Here is a 16652-nt window from a genome sequence, read left to right on the forward strand (position 1 = left end):
CTCCCTGTTACATCTGTAGAGGAAAAGGAACCACAGTCCATGGGAGACTTCGACGGCAAGGTCGTCTACATCACCGGCATCGCCCGCGGCCAGGGCCGCAAGCACGCCATCCGGTTCGCCCGCGAGGGCGCCAAGGTCATCGGGATGGACCTGTGCGCCTCGCCGTCCGAGTATGTCGGGTACAAGGCCTCCACCGAGGACGACCTCGCGCAGACGGTCGAGAAGGTCCGTGCGGAGGGCGGGGAGATCCTCGCCGAGATCGGCGACGTCCGCGACCTTGCGTCCCAGCAGGACCTGGTCGCCCGCGGGGTCGAGCAGTTCGGCGGCCGTCTGGACGTGGTGATCGCCAACGCCGGCATCTGCAACTGGGGCAAGGTCTGGGAGATCGACGAGCAGCAGTGGCAGGACACGATCGACATCAACCTCACGGGGTACTGGAAGACCCTCAAGGCCACCATCCCGCACATGCTCGCGGCGGACAACGGTGGATCGATCGTCCTGGTGAGCTCCGTCGCCGGACTCAAGGCCATGCCCGTCCAGTCGCCCTATTCGGCCTCCAAGTACGGCGTGGTGGGCCTCGCGCAGACCGCGGCCAAGGAGCTCGGTGAGCACCGGATCCGCGTCAACACGATCCACCCCTACGGCGTGCTGACCCCCATGGGTGCCGACGATCCGGCGGCCCACGACGTGTTCACCAACATGCCCCAGTTCCTCCCGCACTTCACGCCGATCCTGGGGATGGGCATGGCCACCACGGACGACATCTCCGACTCGGTCCTGTTCCTGGCCTCGGACGCCTCCCGCACCATCACCGCGTCGACGTTCACCGTCGACATGGGCGCGATCAAGGTCTGACCATCGAGCCCGTCCTGGCGGTGCTGCCGCTCGGCGCCACCGAGCAACACGGCGCGCACCTGCCCACCCAGACGGACACGCTGCTGGCCACCGCCACCGCCACCGCCACCGCCACGGCCACCGCGGACGCCCTCGCGACGGCCGGCGTCCACGTGCTCCCCGCCCTCGCGTACGGCGCGAGCGGGGAGCACCAGGCGTTTCCCGGCACGGTGTCCATGGGCACCGACGCGCTCGCGCGGACCTTGATCGAACTCGGCAGGTCGGTGTCCATCTGGGCCAGCCGGTTCGTGGTGGTCAACGGCCACGGAGGGAACGTCGACGCCCTGCGGCGGGCGATCCCGCTGCTCCGCCACGAGGGCCGTGACGCCGCGTGGCTACCGTGCCGGACGTCCGTCGACCCCACGGACACCCACGCCGGCCACGCCGAGACCTCGCTCATGCTCCACCTCCACCCCGACCTGGTGCGCATGGACCTCGCGGCCCCGGGGTGCACCCGGCCCCTTCCGGAGATCCTGCCCGCCCTGCGAGACGGCGGGGTGGGCGCGGTGAGCCCGTCCGGGGTGCTCGGCGACCCCACGACGGCCACCGCCTCCGAGGGTCGCCGCCTGTGGGCCGAGCTCCTCGACGACGCCCGCGGTCGCCTCGCGCGCTGGGCTCCGGGCGAGTCCGACGGGATGCTGCGGTGACCTCCCCGCGCGGGGTGTTCCGCGTCGTCCTCGACCGGCGCACCAGGGTCCTGCGCCGCGCTGGTGTGGTCCGTGTCCTGGGTGGGGACCCGGTCACCCTGGTCACCCCGTCGCCGGTGGTGGCGGCGCTGCTCGACGGCGGGGCGATCCCCACCGGAACCGCCGCGGGTGCCGCTCTGGCGCGCGCGCTCACCGACCGCGGGATGGCCCACCCGGATGTCGGCGGGCCCGACGGGCGGGCGCTGACGACCGTGGCCGTGGTGATCCCCGTCCACGACGATGCGGACGGCGTGGCGGCGGTCGTCGACGCCCTGGGATCCGAACTCGTGAGGGGGCTGCGGGTCGTCGTCGTCGACGACGGGTCGACGGTCCCGCTGGCAGGACCGTTCTCACCCGCGCCGTTCTCACCCGCACCGTCCTCACGCGCCCAGCCCACACCCGCCGGCGCGATCCGCGTCGTGCGGCACGAACGTGCGCGCGGCCCGGCCGCGGCGCGCAACACCGGCACGGCCGTCGCGCTGGCCGGGGGCGCCGACGTGGTGGTGTACCTGGACGCCGACGTGATCCCGCAGCCGAGCTGGCTCGAGCCGCTGCTGAGGCACCTCGACGATCCCCGCGTGGCGGCGGTCGCGCCACGGATCGTGGCGGCGGCGCCGGGGAGATTCTGGGTCCGGGGCTACGAGACCGCCCGCTCGGCCCTGGACATGGGGCCCGAACCGGCGCGGGTGCGGCCGCGGACCCGCGTGGCGTACGTTCCCAGCGCGGCGCTGGCGGTGCGTCCCGACCGGCTCCCCCCGGCCCCCGACGGTTCGGGACAGGGCCCGTTCGACGAGCGGCTTCGCGTGGCAGAGGACGTGGACCTGTGCTGGCGGACCGACCGGGCGGGCGCCCTGATCCGCTACGAACCGGCCTCACAGGTGGCCCACCGCCACCGCACCACCGTGATGCCACTGCTGAGCCGGCGCGCGTTCTACGGCACCGGCGCGGCTCCGCTGGCGGACCGGCACGGCGCGGCCGTCGCACCAGCGGTGGCGGCACCGTGGTCGCTCGCGGTGGCCCTGGGGTTCTGGAGCGGGACCCCCGCCGGGCTGCTGGTGGCAGCGGGGGCGTCGGCCCGGGCGTGGGCCCGGACCCGGGCGCTGACCGGTGACGACAGGGCGGCCGCCGAGTTGGTGCTCCGGGGGTCGGTGGCCTCGATCCGGCAACTGCCCGAGGCGTTGCTGCGTCCCTACTGGCCGCTGACCGCCCTGGCCCTGGTGTCGACGGCCCACTCGCGCTCGCCCGTGGCGCGGGGCCTGCGCCGGCGGGTCGCGGCGGCCGCGGTGGGCGAGGGCCTATGGCACTGGTGGGCCGCCCGCGAGCCGGGCCGGGTGCCGGTCGACGAGCCGCTGGGGCACGTGATCCTGCACCGCCTGGACGACCTGGCCTACGGCGTGGGCGTGTGGCGCTCGGCGTGGGCTGCCCGGTCGGTCGGCGCCCTCCGGCCAGAGCTCAGGCTGTGAGGCCCCACGGCGGGAACGCCGCGGACGTGGTGGTGGTGGGGGCGGGGCCGGCCGGATGCGTGATGGCCCGTCGCCTCGCGGAGGCGGGGAGAGACGTGATTCTTCTCGAGGCGGGATCCGAGCGGGCGCCCACGCGGGCAGGAGTGCTCGACATCGGGCCCGGGTCGCGGGTGATCACCCGGTACCGCGCGGGCGAGCTGGAGTTGCCCCGGGGACGGACCCTCGGAGGGTCGGGCGCGGTCAACGGCGGGTACTGCACCCCGGCCCGGCCCTCCGACCTGGCCGGGTGGGGCGCGGGCTGGCCCCGCCGGTACGCGGTGGGGCTCGCGCGGGCGACCGAACGCCTGCGCCCACGCCTCGTCCCCGCCGGCCCGGTCGCCGCGCGCGTGGCCGCGGCGTTCCCCGGCAGGGTGTCGGCCATCGCCCAGGCGCGGCGGGACGGTCGGCGCGTCACCGCGTTCGACGCCTGGGACCCCGCGGGCGCGGGTGTTCGGGTGCTGACGGGCGCGTCGGTCCGCGAGCTCCTGTGGGCCGGTGGGCGCACCGGGGGACGGTGCGTCGGAGTGCTGCTCGACGACGACGAGGAGATCGCGGCCCGGGAGGTGATCCTGTGCGCGGGGTCGATCGGGACGGCCGCCGTCCTGCTGCGCTCGGGGATCGGACCGGGGTCCGGCCACCCGGTCGGGCGGAGCACGCAGGAGCATCCGGAGGTGCTGCTGGACCTTCCGCCCGACTGGGGTGCGGGGGAGGGCGATCCGCTCGTCCCGCCACCCCTGCTCTCCCACGTGGTCCGGCTCGGTCTGCCCGGGCCGACGGGCCCCGCGGAGATCGAGGTGCGGCCCTACTCGGTCCCGATGCACCGGGTCATCCCGGGACTGGACCCCCAGCCGCACCGGATCGGGGTGGCCCTGATGAACCCGGTCGGTCGGGGAGAGATCGTCCGGGACGGCCGAACCGCAGTCGACCGGCTTCGCGTGGTGCTGGCCGACGACCTCCGCGATGCCGCGGCGCTCGACGAGGCCGCCGGGGTGGTCGCGGACCGCCTGGGACTGTCCGGGGGTGGGCCGCCGCCGACACGCGTCGCGTCGACCTCCCAGCACCTCGCGGGATCCGCGCGGATCGGTGAGGTGGTCGACGACTCCGGCCGGGTCCTGGGCTCTGAGGGCGTGCGGGTGGCCGACGCCTCGGTGTTCCCGGTCCTGCCGCGGTGCGGCCCCTATCTCTCCGTCCTCGTGGTGGCCGAGGACCTCGCCGCGCGGGTGATCGCCGGGAACTCGTGGTAGAACCGATATGAGAACACGTTCCACCGCCGAGGTGGGAGTGCGGGCGGAAGGGTCACCATGACGAGTAGCGATATCGACACCCACAGTGCCCATACCCACAGTGCCCACACCCACACTGCCCACTCCCACACCGCCGAGCCCCGGCAGTTCGCTCTTGCCGGTGCGGCCGGGATGCTCGTCGGCGACGTGTGGGAACCGCTCGGTGATGCGGATCCGGTCGACGAGATCCTCATGCTGCACGGCGGGGCGCAGACCCGGAACTCGTGGAACCGCGCCGCCCGACGACTCGCGGCCGAGGGGTACCGGGTCACGACGATGGACGCGCGGGGCCACGGGGACAGCGACTGGGCGGACGACGGGGACTACGACATCCACCGCATGGTCGACGATCTCGAGCTGATCGTCGCCGCCCGCTTCCCCGGCCGGCTGCCGGTGCTCGTGGGCGCCTCGCTCGGGGGGTTGACCGGACTGCTGGCGCTGGGGACCGCCAAGCCCGTCGCCCGGGCGCTGGTGTTGGTGGACGTCACCCCGAAGATCGAGGCGAAGGGCGTCCAGCGGATCGGGGAGTTCATGCGATCGGGGCTTGACGGGTTCGCGGACCTGGAGGCGGCCGCCGATGCGATCGCCGCCTACCAGCCGGATCGTCAGCGCCCGTCGAACCTCGACGGGCTGCGCAAGAATCTCCGTCAGAAGGGCGACGGCCGGTGGTACTGGCACTGGGACCCGCGCTTCGTCGCCGGGGCCACCGGGGACAACGCCGAGATCGGGAACGACTACTTCGAGGGGATCGTGCCCCACGTCACCGAGCCGACCATGCTCATCAGGGGGTCGCGATCGGACATCGTCAGCGACGAGTCGGTGGCCCACCTGCTGCGGCACCTCCCGCACGCGTACACCCACGAGGTCGCCGATGCCGGTCACATGGTGGCCGGTGACGACAACGCGGTGTTCCTTGACCAACTCGAGTGGTTCCTGGCGGAGATCCTCGGATCCCCGCCCCGCTCGGGGGCGTAGGGGGAATAACCCCGATCGGGCGACGTTGTTCCTCACTGCACGACCCTGAATACCCACATGGGTATGGTCCGTGCGAGAAGGTCGTCGCCGGCGCGGGCTGTCCGTAGGCTGGCGACGAGAGACGACGGGACGAGAGTCGCCCCGTCCCGCTAGGAGGGCATTCGTATGACCACCGTCGACATCACGACCGCCGACTTCGAGAAGACCGTCACCGACAACGACATCGTCCTGGTGGACTTCTGGGCCGAGTGGTGTGGCCCCTGCAAGGCCTTCGGGCCGGTGTTCGAGAAGGTCTCCGGCAAGAACCCCGAGCTGACCTTCGCGAAGGTCGACACCGACGCGGAGCAGCAGCTGGGCGCGATGCTGCAGATCCAGTCGATCCCCACGCTCATGGCGTTCCGCGAGGGCATCGCCGTGTTCCGTCACTCCGGTGCGATCCCGGAGCAGGCGCTCGACGACCTGGTCGAGCAGATCAAGGGGCTCGACATGGACGAGGTCCGCAAGGCGGTCGAAGAGGCCCAGGCCCAGCAGGGCGACGCCCAGGCCTGAGTCCGGCCACTCCCTCCGGCTCCCTCCGGCGCGCTCGCGCGCGGAAATTGGAACAGGTTCTCGGTTTGTCGATCCCCGGTGGACCGATGCGGATATCGTCATGAGAACACGTTCCAGTGACGGGATCACCTCGTCGCGCCCGGAGGGAGTCGAATGAAGACCAAGGCCGCCATCGCCCGAGAGCTGGGCAAGCCGTTCGAGATCGTGGAGGCCGAGCTCGACGGCCCCCACTTCGGCGAGGTGCTCGTCAAGTGGAAGGTCGCCGGCCTCTGCCATTCCGACCTCCACATCACCAGTGGTGACCTGCCCGGACGCCTCCCGATCGTCGGCGGGCACGAGGGCGCGGGCGTCGTCGAGGCGGTCGGCCCGGGCGTGACCCATGTCCAGCCCGGTGACCATGTGGTCGGCTCGTTCATCCCGGCCTGTGGAAAGTGCTCCGCCTGCGCGCGGGGCATGACCAATCTGTGCGACGGCGGACTCAACGGCACGATCGGTGAGATGGCCGACGGCCGGTACCCGTTCGCCCTCGAGAACGGCGAGACCGCCGGTGCCATGTGCACCCTCGGCACGTTCTCGCAGTACACCGTCGCCAACATGAACTCGGTGGTCAAGGTCCAGGACTGGATCCCCTTCGAGGTCGCGGCGCTCGTCGGCTGCGGCGTCACCACCGGCTGGGGATCGGCCGTCTACTCGGCCGACGTCCGGGCCGGTGACACGGTGGTCGTGTTCGGCATCGGCGGCATCGGTATCAACGCGATCCAGGGCGCGAAGCACGCCGGCGCGCGATTCATCCTGGCCATCGACACGGACGAGTCGAAGCTGGCCAAGGCCACGGAGTTCGGCGCCACCCACGTCTACTCGGACGTGGACCAGGCCAAGGCCGAGCTTCCGGGTCTGACCTGGGGAAACATGGCCGAGAAGGCCATCATCACGATCGGCGTGGCGGACGCGAAGGTGACCGCCGACGCCACCGACATGGTGGGTAAGCGAGGGGTTGTCGTCCTCACCTCCATGGGCGGGCTCGACAACCAGTCCATCAACCTCACCGGGCTGTTCGTCTCCCAGTACGAGAAGGTCATCAAGGGGTCGCTGTTCGGGTCGGCCAACGCCTTCCACGACATCCCCAACATCCTGCGGCTGTGGGACGAGAAGCAGCTCAAGCTCGACGAGTTGATCACGCACCGCTTCACCCTCGATCAGGTCAACGAGGGCTACGAGATCATGGAATCCGGCGGCGACGGCATGGTCCGCGGGATCATCGTCCACGACGACTGACTCTTTTCGGTTCCGCCGGCACGGCCGGCGCTGCGGGTCCGACCGCGGCAACCGTGGGCCCCGGTTCCCCTCGAGGGGGTGGACCGGGGCCCGCGTCGTACACTGGACTGGACACCGATACCCCCACGGGTACACTGGGGTACCGGATCGACATCCGCATCCGCGAGAGAGCAGGAGGGCCCGAGATGGCTGACGACGAGGCGAGGACGCAGGTGCTCAACCGCCTGCGCCGGGCGCGGGGACAGCTCAACGCGGTGATCGACATGGTCGAGCAGGAGCGCCCCTGCAAAGACGTCGTCACCCAGCTGGCGGCGGTCTCCAAGGCCCTGGACCGTGCGGGATTCAAGATCATCAGCTCCAACATCCAGGAATGCCTGGCGGGCGACGGCGAGACGGGCGAGGACGGGATCACCGTGGCCGAGCTGGAGAAGCTCTTCCTCTCTCTCGCCTGACCACGAGCCGGGGCCGTGGGATGCTGGCCCCGGTACGTGGAGACACCACCCGACCACAGACGTGAGGACTGCGACATGGACGTCGGAATCGGTACGTATACGGCGATGGGATTCGACGAGGCGGTGGCGGCGACCCGCGAGGCGCTCGCCGAGCGCGGCTTCGGGATCCTCCACGAGATCGATCTCACCGCCACGCTGAAGAAGAAGATCGACAAGGACATCGAGCGCGTCCTGATCCTCGGGGCGTGCAACCCCGGGTTCGCTGGTGAGGCGTTCGACGTGAGCAAGGAGGTCGCGCTGCTGCTGCCCTGCAACGTCGTGGTCCGCGAATCGTCCGGGGGCTGCGTCATCGAGGCACAGAACCCGGCGCTGCTGGCACAGGTCATCTCGGGCGGCCTGCAGGACATGGCCGACGAGTTGTCCACGCAGATGCGGTCGATGATGAAGGACCTCACCCGCTGAGTAACCTGGGGGCATGACCCAGGAGCCGTACGCCGACCCGCGGGCCCTCGCTCAGCAGAGACTGGAGGCGATGGTGGGGCGGGGAGAGTTGTCCCTCGCCGAGTTCTCGGACCGGGCCGCCAAAATCTGGTCCGCGACCTGCCCCGCCGAGCTGGAGGTGGCCCTGAGCGGGCTGCCGATCCACCGCGCCGCGGGACCCACCCCGACCCCTGCGCAGCCGCCGGCCACCCGGCCGGCAGGTGCGATCACCGTCGACGAGAGCCAGAAGAAGACCTCGGTCTTCGACACGCTCAAGCGGGAGGGTCGGTGGTCCCTTCCGGACGACTACCGGCTGACGTCCTGGATGGGCGAGATCTACCTCGACGCCCGTGAGGCCGTGGTCGACCGCCCGCGCACCCACATCCAGCTCGACCTGTGGGCCGCCAACGCCAAGATCCTGCTGCCCCCGGGCGTCTCTGTCGCGGTGACCGGCAACCGGACGTGGTCCGAGCTCAAGATCGACGAGGGCCGCTACGACATCCGTGGTGGTCCGCACCTGGACTTCGAGATCAACGGCTTCATGGCCGGTGTGAAGATCAAGATCCTCGCGGCGGGGGAGCGGATCCCCAAGACGTGGAAGTGGTTCTAGGCGGTTCGACCGCGCCGCCGCCACACCGTGTGTCGGTGCCGGACCTCGTCGTCGTGCCCGTCCACGCGGCTCCGCGGATCGGTGATCCACTCGCCGACCTCGACCCGTTCCCACGTGCCGTCCAGCACCGGGGCCAGCACGGTCCCCGGGGCGTCCGCGTCGATCTCGGTGACCAGGCACTCGTCCGCTGAGCCGAGGGCCGCGGCGTAGATCTGTCCGCCGCCCATCACCGCCGCGTCCGGGCCGGCCGATGCCAGCGCCTCGGGCACCGACGCCGCCCTCTCCGCGCCCTCCGCCGACCACCCCGCGTCCCGGGTGCACACGATGTTGCGGCGACCGGGCAGGGGTCGGAAGCGGGCGGGGATCGAGTCCCAGGTGGCCCGCCCCATCACCACGGGACGCCCGGTGGTGGCCTGTTTGAAATACGCCAGGTCCTCGGGGATGTGCCAGGGCATGTCACGACCGTCGCCGATCACCCCGCCGCGGGCCTGCGCCCACACCATCCGGACAGGCACGGTCGTCGTCGCCCGGCTCAGACCGCGACCGGGGCCTTGATGCCCGGGTGATGGTCGTAGCCGACCACATCGAAGTCCTCGAAGCGGTAGTCGAAGATCGAGTCCGCCCGGCGCAGGCGCAGTTCCGGGTAGGGGTAGGCCTCGCGGGCCAGCTGCGTCCTTACCTGCTCGACGTGATTGTCGTAGATGTGGCAGTCGCCCCCGGTCCAGATGAACTCGCCCACCTCGAGCCCGACCTGCTGCGCCACCATGTGGGTGAGCAGCGAGTAGGAGGCGATGTTGAACGGCACACCCAGGAAGAGGTCGGCGCTGCGCTGGTAGAGCTGGCAGCTCAGCTTGCCGTCGGCCACGTAGAACTGGAACAGCAGGTGGCAGGGCGGCAGGGCCATGTCCGTCAGTTCGCCCACGTTCCACGCCGAGACGATGTTGCGCCGCGAATCCGGGTCGGAGCGGAGCAGCTCGACCGACGCCGCGATCTGGTCCACGTGCCGGCCGTCGGGGGTGGGCCAGGACCGCCACTGCACCCCGTAGACGGGTCCGAGCTCGCCGCGCTCGTCGGCCCACTCGTCCCAGATGCTCACGCCGTTCTCGCGCAACCAGCCCACGTTGGAGTCGCCGCGAAGGAACCACAGCAGCTCGTAGGCCACCGACTTGAAGTGGACGCGCTTGGTGGTGATCAGCGGGAATCCCGCTGCCAGGTCGTAGCGCAGCTGGTGGCCGAACAGGCTCCGGGTGCCCGTTCCCGTGCGGTCGGCCTTGGGGGTGCCCTGCTCCAGGACGAGTCGGAGCAGGTCCTCGTACGGGGTGGGGACGGTCATGACCGGCAGTCTACGTTCGAGTCGCCTGCGCGGCCTGCGCGGCCAGGATCTTCTCGGTGAGCTCGGGGCGACAGATCAGGACGTCCGGGGAGTGGGTGTCGGGTTTGTTGAACCGGATCGGCGTCCCGTCGAGGCGGGAGGCGTGCAACCCCGCGGCCAGTGCGACGCCGACCGGCGCGGCCTGGTCCCACTCGTCCTGCCCTCCGGCGTGGAGGTAGGCGTCCGCGTCGCCCAGCAGGACGGAGAGCATCTTGGCACCGGCCGAGCCCATGGGCCGCACCTCTAGGCCGACCGCGTCCGCGACCTGGAGCGCCCCCGGCGGGGGGTTGTTGCGGCTGATGACCATGGTCCCCGAATGGGGGCCGTCCACGTGATCGACCTGGTCCGAGCGGAACACGCGCCCCGAGTCGGGGAGCCCCACGGAGGCGACGGTGGGGTGGCCGTCGACGACGAGCGCGACGTGGACCGACCAGTCCGAGCGGCCCGTGGAGAACTCCTTGGTGCCGTCGATCACGTCGATGATCCAGACCCGGGACTTCTCCAGCCTGCTGAGATCGTCGGAGACACCCTCGGAGAGGGTGCCGTCATCCGGGCGGTGCACGGCCAGCACCTCGTCGGTCCAGTTCTGCGCGACCTCGTTGGCGACGCGGGCGAGCGAGCGTCCGCGGAGCAGCCCCCCGGCGCGCGTGCCCCGGACGATGTCCCCGATCCCCGTGGCGAGGAAACAGGCGAGGTCGTCGTCGTCGAGATCGCGCATGCTGTCGCTGTGCATGCTCGCAGTCTGGCGCATGGGAGACACTCTACGGAGGTGGGGCGCGGGTCGGGCCGATGTCGTAGGCGTGCGACATCATGAGTTCATGTCCGACGCACTGGAGCGGTTCCACCCGGCCACAGCCTCGTGGTTCCGTGGGGCGTTCGACCGGCCCACCCCCGCGCAGGAGGGGGCGTGGGCGTCCCTGGCGAGCGGCGCCCACACGCTCGTCGTGGCCCCCACGGGGTCGGGCAAGACCCTGTCGGCGTTCCTGGACTCGCTCGACCGGCTCATGCTGGGCGGTGACAGCGACGGCGACAGCGCCAGCACCAGCGCGCCCTCGCCCGGCACCCGTGTCCTCTACATCTCCCCGCTCAAGGCGCTGGCCGTGGACGTCGAGCGCAACCTCCGGGCGCCGCTCGCCGGGATCGCGCGGGAGGCCGCATCCCTGGGTGTCCAGCCCGCGGAGGTGACGGTGGGGATCCGCACCGGCGACACCCCGCCCGAGGAACGCCGGCGGCAGCGGTCGCGGCCACCGCACGTGCTGGTCACCACTCCCGAGTCTCTCTTCCTACTGCTCACCTCGGCCGCGCGGGAGACCCTGGCCACGGTCGACACCGTGATCATCGACGAGATCCACGCGGTGGCCGCCAGCAAGCGCGGCGCCCACCTCGCCCTCAGTCTCGAGCGACTGGACGACCTGCTGGACACCCCCGCCCGGAGGGTGGGCCTGTCCGCCACCGTCCGGCCGCACTCCGAGGTGGCCCGCTTCCTCGCGGGCGAGCGGCCGGTCACGGTGGTGGCGCCGGGATCAGACAAGCGCTTCGAGCTCACGGTCCGGGTGCCGGTGGAGGACATGGCGGACCTGTCCTCGGCCGGCTCGGACGTCACGGCGCCGCCCGGCACCCCGGGCGAGGGGTCGATCTGGCCGCACGTCGAGCGTCAGGTGGTGGACCTGGTCACGGCGCACCGCTCGACGATCGTGTTCGTCAACTCCCGACGCCTGGCCGAGCGGCTGACCGCGCGACTCAACGAGATCCACGCCGAGGACACCGATCCGGGGTCGCTGCCGCCGGCGCCGGCCCGCCCGCCCGCGCAGATCATGGTGCCGTCCGAGGTCTCGCGCGGCGCCCCGGCGGAGCTGGCCATGGCCCATCACGGATCGGTGTCCAAGGAGCGACGGGCGCTCATCGAGGACGCCCTCAAGTCGGGTCGGCTGCGCGCGGTGGTGGCCACCTCGTCGCTCGAATTGGGAATCGACATGGGTGCGGTGGACCTGGTCGTGCAGGTCGAGTCGCCACCGTCCGTGGCCTCGGGGCTCCAGCGTGTGGGCCGCGCCGGTCACCAGGTCGGCGAGGTCTCCCGCGCGGCGGTGTTCCCGAAGCACCGCGCCGACCTCCTCCACAGTGCGGTGGCGGTGGAGAGGATGGTCGCCGGCGCGATCGAGGCGATGTCGGTCATCACCAACCCGTTGGACGTCCTCGCGCAGCAGACGGTGGCCGCATGCGCGCTCGAGCCGATCGACGTCGAGGACTGGTTCGCCGCCGTGCGTCGGACCGCTCCGTTCGTCGGGCTGCCACGGTCGGCGTTCGAGGCGACACTCGACATGTTGGCGGGGAAGTACCCCTCGGCGGACTTCGCCGAGCTCAGGCCCCGCCTGGTGTGGGACCGCGACGCCGGGAGCCTGACCGGCCGCCCGGGAGCCCAGCGGCTCGCCGTCACCTCGGGCGGCACCATCCCCGACCGCGGGCTGTTCGGGGTGTTCATGGTGGGGGAGAAGGCGACGCGGGTCGGCGAGCTCGACGAGGAGATGGTCTACGAGTCCAGGGTCGGCGACGTGTTCGCCCTCGGGGCCTCGAGCTGGCGGGTCGAGGAGATCACGCACGACCGGGTGCTGGTCACGCCCGCGCCCGGCGGGACGGGACGCCTGCCGTTCTGGCTGGGTGACGACCAGGGTCGGCCCGCCGAGCTGGGCCGCGCCCTGGGCGGGTTCCTGCGCGAGGTGGGGCACGGGTCCGACGACGAGGTGGGGCCCCGCCTCGCCGCCGCCGGACTCGACGACAACGCGGTCGCCAATCTCCGGCGTTACCTGGCCGAGCAGAGGGAGGCCACCGGGCATCTCCCCAGCGACACGACCCTCGTGGTGGAGCGGTTCCGCGACGAGGTGGGGGACTGGCGCATCGTGCTCCACTCGCCGTTCGGCGCGCGCGTGCACTGGCCGTGGGCGGAGGCGGTGCGTGCGCGGCTCGCCGCCGCCCACGGGTTCGACGCCGTCCCGGTGGTGTCCGACGACGGCATCATCCTGCGGGTCCCGGACACTGTCGACGACGGCGAGGCGGGCGCCCGCCCGGGCGCCGAGACGTTCGCCCTCGGCGCCGAGGAGGCCGTCGACCTGGTCACCACCCACGTGGGAGGGTCCGCGCTCTTCGCGTCCCGGTTCCGTGAGTGCTCGGCGCGGGCCCTGCTCTTCCCGCGGCTGGACCCGGGCCGGCGGGCCCCGTTGTGGCAGCAGCGACAGAAGTCGGCGCAGTTGCTCGACGTGGCGCGCCGCTACCCCGACTTCCCCATGATCCTCGAGGCGGTGCGCGAGTGCCTCCAGGACGTGTACGACGTCCCCGCGCTGGAACGTCTGCTGCGGGAGATCGACTCGCGGACGGTCCGGATCGTGGAGGTCGACACCCCCCGGGCATCGCCGTTCGCGCAGTCGCTGCTGTTCGACTACGTGGGTGCGTTCCTCTACGAGGGTGACTCCCCGCTGGCCGAGAAACGGGCGGCGGCGCTGGCGATCGACCCCACCCTGCTCGGTCAGCTCCTGGGCCGCGTGGAGCTCCGGGAGCTTCTCGACGTGGAGGTGCTGGATTCGATCGAACGTCGGCTCCAGCATCTCGAACCCGAGCGCGCGGCCCGCGACGCGGAGGCCGTGGCCGACCTGCTGCGCCTCCTCGGCCCGCTGACGGTCGAGGAGATCGCCGAGCGGTCCACGGAGCAGGAGGCCGTCCCGGGCTGGCTGGAGTCCCTCGCGCGGTCGTTCCGAGTGGTCACGGTCGAGCACGCCGGCCGGACCTGGTGGGCCGGGATCGAGGACGTACCCAGGCTCCGCGACGGCCTGGGGGTCCCGCCTCCGCCCGGGGTCTCTTCGGCCTTCCTCGGCGACGTCGACGACCCTCTCGGCGAACTGATCCGGCGCTACGCACGAACCCACGGTCCGTTCACGGTGGACACCCTGGCGTCGCGCTTCGGCCTGGGTGTGGCCGTGGCCCGCGGGGTGCTCGATCGGCTGACCTCGGCCGGGACGGTGCTGGCCGGCGAGTTCCGCCCGGGGGCCTCGGGCCCCGAGTGGTGCGACGCCGAGGTGCTGCGCCACATCCGCCGGCGCTCCCTCGCGGCACTGCGCAGCCAGATCGAGCCGGTCTCGCACACCGCGCTCGCCCGGTTCCTGCCCGGCTGGCAGAGCCTGGGGGCCGCCTCCGGGACCGAGTCGGGCGTGGACGGCGTACTCGCCGTGGTCGAGCAACTCGACGGCCTGGCGTTGCCCGCCTCCGCGCTCGAGCCACTCGTCCTGGCGCCGCGGGTGCGTGACTACTCTCCGGCGATGTTGGACGAGTTGCTCGCCGGCGGAGAGGTGATCTGGAGCGGACGCGGCCGGGCGGGGTCCCGCGACGGCTGGATCTCGCTGCACCCGGCCGACACCGCCGGCGCGACCCTCCCGCTCGATCGCCCGCAACCGGAGGGACCCGTCCACCTCGCGGTGGCCGAGTCGCTGCGCGGCGGTGCCCTGTTCTTCCGGGACGTGGTGGCCGCGGTCAAGGAGGCGACTGCACAGGAGTCGACCGGGGAGCCCCCCGAGGTCGCCGGACCAGCCAACACCGGGCCAGCCAACACCGGGCCAGCCATCACCGAGGCGGTCGTCCGCGACGCGCTCTGGGACCTGGTGTGGGACGGAGTGGTCACCAATGACACGTTCGCACCGTTGCGAGCGGTCCTGGCCGGCGGCGGCTCGTCGGGCTCGGGCACCGCCCACCGCTCGCCGCGGGCGTCGGCCCGCCCCCGTCGGGCCCGCCTGGGCCGGACCTCCATGGCCCAGCTGAACGGTGCGATGGCCGCCGGCACGCGCACGCCGCCCGTGCTCGCCGGGCGCTGGTCGCTGGTGCCGGAGCCTGTCACCGACGCGACCCTGCGTGCCCATGCCTGGGCTGAGACCCTCCTGCTGCGTCACGGCGTGGTGACCCGGGGCGCGGTCGAGGCGGAGGAGATCCCGGGCGGGTTCGCCGCCGTCTACAAGGTCCTCGCGCAGATGGAGGACTCGGGCCGCTGCCGCCGCGGCTACTTCGTGGACGGTCTCGGTGCCGCCCAGTTCGCCGCGGGTAACACGATCGACCGGTTACGCGCCTACGACGACACAGCCGACGACGCCCGCTGGCCCTCCGGCACAGATGAGCCGGTCGTCCGGGTCCTGGCCGCCACGGACCCGGCCAACCCGTACGGCGCCGCGCTGCCCTGGCCACCGAGTGCGGAGGGCGGATCAGGGCACCGTCCCGGCAGGAAGGCCGGCGCGCTCGTGGTGCTGGTCGACGGGCTGTGTGTCCTGTTCGTCGAACGCGGGGGCCGGACCGTCCTCGTGCTGGACGACCGGGCAGAGGCCGTGCCGCTCGCCGCTTCCGCGCTGGCCGCAGTCGTGCGATCAGGCGCCGTCGGCCCGCTCACCGTCGCCACCATCGCCGGCGAACCCGTCCACACCTCGCCGGTCGCAGCAGCCTTCGAGAACGCCGGGTTCGGTGCCACGCCGAAGGGGTTGCGCATCCGGCGTTGAGCGAACCGCCCCGAAGAGTTAAGATATGCGCATCAATGCATATATCAGCGGGAGGGCGAATCGCATGGGGGTCGGGCACGCACACGGGAGCCACGCGCACGGTTCCGGCTACGCAAGCGGTTCAGGCCACTCCCGCCCGACCGGTCACGCCGGCGCTCGGTATCGGGTCAGGCTGGCGTGCGCCTTCGGTCTGACCTCGGTGTTCTTCGTGGTCGAGCTGATCGCGGGCCTCATCTCCGGCTCCCTGGCACTGCTCTCCGACGCCGGCCACATGGCGGCGGACGTGGTGGCGCTGGGTGCGGCGCTCGCGGCGACGGTGATCGCGTCGCGGCCGGACCGTTCCGGGAGACGCACGTTCGGCCATTATCGTGTGGAGATCTTCGCCTCCGGCCTGGCGGTGCTCATCATGTCCGGCATGGGCGTCTACGTGCTGGTCGAGGCGTTCAGGCGGCTCGGGTCGGACGCCCCCGTCGCCACCGGAACCATGTTGCTCGTCGGCGCACTGGGGCTGGTCGTCAACATCATCTCGCTGCTCCTGCTGCGCAGTGGGTCCTCCGAGAGTCTCGCCGTGCGCGGGGCCTACCTCGAGGTGATGGCCGACGCGGCCGGATCGGTGGGGGTGATCGCGGCCGCGCTGCTCATCCGCGCGACGGACTCGACGGTGTGGGACCTCGTGGTGGCCGTGGCGATCGCCGTGTTCATCGTCGTCCGCGCGGTCATGCTCGGCAGACAGGTCGTCACTGTCCTCGCCCAGCACGCGCCCGCCGGGGTCGACCCCGCAGCGGTGGAGTCCGAACTCGCGTCGGTCTGCGGCGTCGAGGAGGTGCACGACCTGCATCTGTGGACGCTGACCTCGGGGATGGACGTGGGAACCGTCCACCTCGTGACCGCCCCCGGAGTTCCCCATGCCGGAGTCCTCGACGAGGCGCGACGCGTCCTGCGTGAGGGCCACGGCATCGAACATGCGACCGTGCAGCTCGAGACCGCCGGCGTCGTGGAGTGTCGACAACCGGGATGGTGAACCGGCAGCCCGGCTCGGTTCAGGGCACCAT

The 16652-nt window shown here is 71.9% G+C and carries 15 protein-coding genes; 12 read left to right on the forward strand and 3 right to left on the reverse strand.

Annotation, left to right across the window (positions count from 1 at the left end; all coding sequences use genetic code 11):
• Positions 1 to 39: 39 nt before the first annotated feature.
• The 10 genes from ABIE38_RS10870 to ABIE38_RS10915 all read left to right on the forward strand — a co-directional run bounded on the left by ABIE38_RS10870 (position 40) and on the right by ABIE38_RS10915 (position 8706).
• Positions 40 to 855: a mycofactocin-coupled SDR family oxidoreductase gene (locus ABIE38_RS10870; RefSeq protein WP_354056170.1), complete on the forward strand. Its 816-nt coding sequence runs from the start codon at positions 40 to 42 to the stop codon at positions 853 to 855.
• Positions 852 to 1541, forward strand: a complete 690-nt coding sequence (mftE, locus tag ABIE38_RS10875; protein ID WP_354056539.1) for a mycofactocin biosynthesis peptidyl-dipeptidase MftE — start codon at positions 852 to 854, stop codon at positions 1539 to 1541. Before ABIE38_RS10870 ends, mftE begins: the two co-directional genes overlap by 4 nt.
• Complete coding sequence (mftF, locus tag ABIE38_RS10880; protein ID WP_354056172.1) at positions 1538 to 3043, forward strand: mycofactocin biosynthesis glycosyltransferase MftF; 1506 nt, start codon at positions 1538 to 1540, stop codon at positions 3041 to 3043. The genes mftE and mftF overlap by 4 nt, the downstream gene beginning before the upstream one ends.
• Positions 3040 to 4326: a mycofactocin system GMC family oxidoreductase MftG gene (gene mftG / locus ABIE38_RS10885; protein ID WP_354056173.1), complete on the forward strand. Its 1287-nt coding sequence runs from the start codon at positions 3040 to 3042 to the stop codon at positions 4324 to 4326. The genes mftF and mftG overlap by 4 nt, the downstream gene beginning before the upstream one ends.
• A 57-nt stretch (positions 4327 to 4383) precedes the next feature.
• Entirely contained in the window at positions 4384 to 5340 is a 957-nt protein-coding gene (locus ABIE38_RS10890) for an alpha/beta fold hydrolase (protein ID WP_354056175.1), read from the forward strand.
• A 165-nt stretch (positions 5341 to 5505) separates the two neighbouring features.
• Positions 5506 to 5889 (forward strand): thioredoxin, encoded by a 384-nt coding sequence (gene trxA / locus ABIE38_RS10895; RefSeq protein WP_017836247.1) that lies wholly within the window; start codon positions 5506 to 5508, stop codon positions 5887 to 5889.
• A gap of 153 nt (positions 5890 to 6042) precedes the next feature.
• Positions 6043 to 7164, forward strand: coding sequence for an NDMA-dependent alcohol dehydrogenase (locus ABIE38_RS10900; protein ID WP_182644153.1), 1122 nt, complete (start codon positions 6043 to 6045; stop codon positions 7162 to 7164).
• 185 nt (positions 7165 to 7349) lie between these two features.
• Entirely contained in the window at positions 7350 to 7616 is a 267-nt protein-coding gene (locus tag ABIE38_RS10905) for a metal-sensitive transcriptional regulator (RefSeq protein WP_179525876.1), read from the forward strand.
• Positions 7617 to 7691: 75 nt separating this feature from the next.
• Positions 7692 to 8078 carry a DUF302 domain-containing protein gene (locus ABIE38_RS10910; protein WP_354056178.1) on the forward strand — a complete coding sequence of 129 codons (387 nt, stop codon included), beginning with the start codon at positions 7692 to 7694 and terminating at the stop codon, positions 8076 to 8078.
• A 13-nt stretch (positions 8079 to 8091) separates the two neighbouring features.
• Entirely contained in the window at positions 8092 to 8706 is a 615-nt protein-coding gene (locus ABIE38_RS10915) for a DUF1707 SHOCT-like domain-containing protein (RefSeq protein WP_354056180.1), read from the forward strand.
• Here the strand turns inward: ABIE38_RS10915 and ABIE38_RS10920 are convergent.
• From ABIE38_RS10920 to ABIE38_RS10930, 3 genes are read right to left on the reverse strand one after another with little or no spacing between them, the layout of a single operon-like run.
• Positions 8703 to 9209 carry a dihydrofolate reductase gene (locus ABIE38_RS10920; protein ID WP_502914776.1) on the reverse strand — a complete coding sequence of 169 codons (507 nt, stop codon included), beginning with the start codon at positions 9207 to 9209 and terminating at the stop codon, positions 8703 to 8705. The genes ABIE38_RS10915 and ABIE38_RS10920 overlap by 4 nt on opposite strands.
• A 29-nt stretch (positions 9210 to 9238) precedes the next feature.
• Complete coding sequence (locus tag ABIE38_RS10925; RefSeq protein ID WP_354056183.1) at positions 9239 to 10039, reverse strand: thymidylate synthase; 801 nt, start codon at positions 10037 to 10039, stop codon at positions 9239 to 9241.
• Positions 10040 to 10049: 10 nt separating this feature from the next.
• The gene (locus tag ABIE38_RS10930; RefSeq protein WP_502914771.1) at positions 10050 to 10829 is read right to left on the reverse strand and encodes an inositol monophosphatase family protein; all 780 of its coding nucleotides are present in this window, start codon (positions 10827 to 10829) and stop codon (positions 10050 to 10052) included.
• 67 nt (positions 10830 to 10896) lie between these two features.
• Between ABIE38_RS10930 and ABIE38_RS10935 the strand changes: the two genes are divergently transcribed.
• Positions 10897 to 15600, forward strand: coding sequence for an ATP-dependent helicase (locus ABIE38_RS10935; RefSeq protein WP_354056185.1), 4704 nt, complete (start codon positions 10897 to 10899; stop codon positions 15598 to 15600).
• 64 nt (positions 15601 to 15664) lie between these two features.
• Positions 15665 to 16621 carry a cation diffusion facilitator family transporter gene (locus tag ABIE38_RS10940; RefSeq protein ID WP_354056187.1) on the forward strand — a complete coding sequence of 319 codons (957 nt, stop codon included), beginning with the start codon at positions 15665 to 15667 and terminating at the stop codon, positions 16619 to 16621.
• The last annotated feature ends 31 nt before the right edge of the window (positions 16622 to 16652 follow it).

The sequence above is a fragment of the Dietzia sp. 2505 genome (assembly GCF_040546785.1).
Taxonomy (GTDB): Bacteria; Actinomycetota; Actinomycetes; order Mycobacteriales; family Mycobacteriaceae; genus Dietzia.